Genomic DNA, 3,790 nt, shown 5'->3' on the forward strand with positions numbered 1-3,790 from the left:
GGCGCGGAACACTAGGCTGGTTCGCATGACCATCCGGCTGATCCTCGCTTCCGCTTCCCCTGCACGCACCAAGCTCCTCGCCGAGGCCGGCATAGCCCATACCGTTACCGTGTCCGACGTTGATGAGGATGCCGTCACCGCAGCGCACGGTACTCCTACCCCCTATGACACGTCCCTGTTGTTGGCCCGCGCCAAGGCAGAGGCGGTTGCGGCGTTGCCTGAAGCGCAGGGAGCCCTCGTCATCGGCTGCGACTCGGTCTTCGAGTTTGAAGGCGAGGCCCACGGAAAACCGTACGAACCCGACGTCGCACGGGAGCGCATCAAGCGGATGTCCGGCTCCTCCGGAACCCTCCACACCGGCCACTGGCTCGTTGATACCCGTAACGGCACCGGGCTTGGTTCGGCATCCGGCGCGGTGGCATCGGCCGAGGTTCACTTCATGCACCTGGCCGATACGGAGATCGACGCCTACATCGCAACCGGCGAGCCGCTCCACTGCGCCGGCTCCTTCACAATCGACGGACGGGGCGGAGCCTTCATCCGCAAGGTCGACGGCGACCCCCACGCCGTCGTCGGCCTCAGCGTGTCCACGCTCCGGGAACTGCTCCGCGCCGCGGGGGTCAGCATTACCGACCTTTGGAATTAGGACCAGCAGTCTTTTGTAGCTTCCCTACAAATAATGACTCCCCAACACGGGGAATCGGCATGGTTTATGGGCGGTAGCAACAAAACCGCGCTAGGCTCCCAACAGACCAAAAGGAGCCCCTACCCATGAGCGAGTCGATGTCCGCACCTGCCGCCGCGCCTGTCACCAAAGTACTGATCGCCAACCGGGGCGAGATCGCCGTTCGTGTGATCCGGGCAGCCCGTGATGAGGGCATCGCGTCGGTCGCCGTCTACGCCGAGCCCGACCGCGACGCACTGCATGTCCGCCTCGCCGACGAGGCTTATGCACTCGAGGGCAACACTGCGGCGGAGTCCTACCTGGTGATGGGCAAGATCCTCGACGCGGCGGCCCGCAGCGGCGCCGATGCCATCCACCCCGGCTACGGCTTCCTCTCCGAGAACGCCCAGTTCGCGCAACAAGTGCTCGACGCCGGACTCACCTGGATCGGCCCCTCCCCCTCATCCATCGCCCAGCTCGGCGATAAGGTTCAGGCTCGCCACATTGCCGAAAAGGTGGGTGCTCCCCTGGTTCCCGGAACCAAGGACCCGGTCGGATCCGTGCAGGAAGTCCTCGACTTTGCCGACGAGTTCGGCCTCCCGCTCGCCATCAAGGCCGCCTACGGCGGCGGCGGACGCGGCATCAAGGTTGTCCGCGACCGTGAGGAGATTGCAGAGGCCTACGAGTCAGCGGTTCGTGAGGCGACCGCGGCGTTCGGGCGCGGTGAGTGCTTCGTCGAGCGTTTTCTGGACGCACCCCGCCACGTTGAGACCCAGTGCCTCGCCGATGCGTACGGCAACGTCGTCGTCGTTTCCACACGTGACTGCTCGCTCCAGCGCCGTAATCAGAAGCTCGTCGAGGAAGCCCCCGCACCGTTCCTGAGCGAGGACCAGAACTCCCGCCTGTACGAGGCGTCGAAGGCCATCCTCAAGGAAGCCGGCTACCAGGGCGCGGGCACCTGCGAATTCCTGGTTGGCCAGGACGGCACCATCTCCTTCCTCGAGGTGAATACCCGTCTTCAGGTTGAGCACCCGGTGTCCGAGGAAGTCACCGGCATCGACCTGGTGCGCGAACAGTTCCGCCTTGCCCGGGGTGAGGAACTCGGTTACACCGACCCCGCTGTCCGCGGCCACTCCTTCGAGTTCCGCATCAACGGCGAAGACGCCGGTCGGGGCTTCATGCCCGCACCCGGTACCGTGCAGACGCTGAAGCTGCCCACCGGCCCGGGTGTCCGCGTGGACTCGGGCATCGAGGCGGGCGAAGTAATCGGCGGAAACTTCGATTCGATGCTGGCCAAGCTCATCGTCACCGGGGCCACACGCACCCAGGCCCTGGAGCGGTCCCGACGGGCGCTGGCAGAGATGCAGATCGACGGCATGCCGACCGTGCTGCCCTTCCATGCCGCTGTGGTCAGCGACCCGGCGTTTGCACCTGCGTCGGGACACTTCTCGGTGCACACCCGCTGGATCGAGACGGAATTCGCCAACACTATCGCCCCATGGACTCCCGACGGCGGAACCGACAGCGCGGCCGACGACGCGGACGCCCGGCAGCGCGTGACCGTTGAGGTTGGCGGCAAACGGCTTGAGGTCGTGCTGCCTGCTTCGCTCGGCATGTCCAACGGCAAGTCGTCCGGCAAGGCCGCCGGGAAGTCCAAGAAGGTTGCCCGATCACGAGCAGGCGCCGGTGCCGCTGCCAGCGGTGACGATCTCACGTCGCCGATGCAGGGCACGATCGTCAAGGTTGCGGTCCAGGACGGTGACCAGGTGTCCGAGGGCGACCTCATCGTGGTGCTCGAAGCGATGAAGATGGAACAGCCGCTGACTGCGCACAAGTCCGGCACGCTGTCAGGGCTGACCGCTGCACCGGGCGACACCGTGTCTGCCGGTGCCGTCATCGCCGCGATCAGCTAGCCGCGGTCAATAGCCGCGGTCAATCAACTGTGGTCACTCAGCTAGGGTCAGCTAGCTGGAGTCAACTGAGGCTCTGCTGCGCTCCTGCAGCTTGTGGGGCAGGCGCGCTTGCTGTGCTGGGCCTGGATCCGTCCGGAGCCTTCACAGCTGACGCATCGGCCGTGTACGGAACTGACTCGTTCCACCAGGCAAGGGCGCGGACGGCATAGAACGTCAGCCACGGGGACGGCTCTCCTTCCGGTGCGTCCAGCTCGAACCAGACTCGTCCCGGATGGCGGTGACCCTGGATCCAGCGGCCGTCCGGTTGGCGGGCGGCCTGAATGACCTCCATAGCGTCGGCCAGGCGCGGGTCAGGCGTGCCGCCGTCGTACAGCGTGGCTGCGCGGAAGTATTCCACCGCGTTGAGTGCACTGTAGAACCACCGGAACGGGTAGGCGAAGCGGGTGGCCCAGGCTCCCACCGGCTCGCCCGTGGACAGCCGGTACAGCAGGCGGCGTTCCAGCAGGTACTCCTCGCCTTTCCGGCGCGCAGCGCTCAACGTGTCGGAGCGGCCGGTGACGGTCTCGTAGTAGAGCAGGCCCTTCAGCACGTTCAGGGTGGAGTGGAATGAGGACCGCTTTGAGCCCTCCACCCACTCACAGTTCCAGCCGCCGTCGTCCAGTTGGTGGTCCGGGAACCACTGGGCGAGCCGGCTGACGTCGGCACCAAGCCACGCACCGTTCGACAGCGTGTAGGCATTGATGCAGCAATCCACCTCGCCGTCCCAGTAGGGCAGATTGTCATACTCCCACCGGCTATTTTCCGCGAGCAGCTCGGCCGTTCCGGAGAGCACCTTTGCGTCCAGCCCCCAGTCACGCAGCGTGTTCAGTGACCATGTGGTGGCGGTGTAGGGTTGCCCTGCCTCAAGGTCGGCTTCGGGTCCTTCGAAATCGAAGTCCGCCGGGAAGTATGCCCCGCCTGCCCATTGGCCGTCCTCATCCTGATGGGCCAGCAGTTGCGCACCGAGTCCTTCCGCCGCAATGCTGGCGCGCGTTGCCTGCCACTGCGCAACAGGTGCTCCAACGAGGTCTCGCTGCACCTGCCAGCGCAGGGCCGGATCGGTGTCGAGCAACCATTCCAGAAGGTTCAGCTCAGTCATCGCTGCTCCGTCCTCGTCCGCGGCCCTTGCCGCCGTCATCTCTTTCGATCTCTCCATCCCCGGCCTCGACCTCGA

Annotated in this window: 3 protein-coding genes; 2 read left to right on the plus strand and 1 reads right to left on the minus strand. The window is 65.7% G+C overall.

Annotated elements, in window-relative coordinates:
• Nucleotides 1–25 precede the first annotated feature (25 nt).
• Both RIF85_RS15070 and RIF85_RS15075 read left to right on the plus strand, forming a co-directional pair.
• A complete protein-coding gene (locus tag RIF85_RS15070) occupies nucleotides 26–646 on the plus strand; it encodes a Maf family protein (RefSeq protein WP_309072719.1) in 621 nt (206 codons plus the stop codon).
• A gap of 125 nt (nucleotides 647–771) precedes the next feature.
• Nucleotides 772–2,577, plus strand: coding sequence for a biotin carboxylase N-terminal domain-containing protein (locus RIF85_RS15075; RefSeq protein ID WP_309072718.1), 1,806 nt, complete (start codon nucleotides 772–774; stop codon nucleotides 2,575–2,577).
• Nucleotides 2,578–2,638: 61 nt separating this feature from the next.
• Here RIF85_RS15075 and RIF85_RS15080 read toward each other — a convergent pair whose 3' ends face one another.
• On the minus strand, nucleotides 2,639–3,715 hold the full coding sequence (locus tag RIF85_RS15080) for a squalene cyclase (RefSeq protein ID WP_309072720.1): 1,077 nt from the start codon (nucleotides 3,713–3,715) through the stop codon (nucleotides 2,639–2,641).
• Nucleotides 3,716–3,790 lie beyond the last annotated feature (75 nt).

Origin of the sequence: Arthrobacter sp. (genome assembly GCF_031179385.1) — a bacterium.
GTDB lineage: Bacteria > Actinomycetota > Actinomycetes > Actinomycetales > Micrococcaceae > Arthrobacter_D.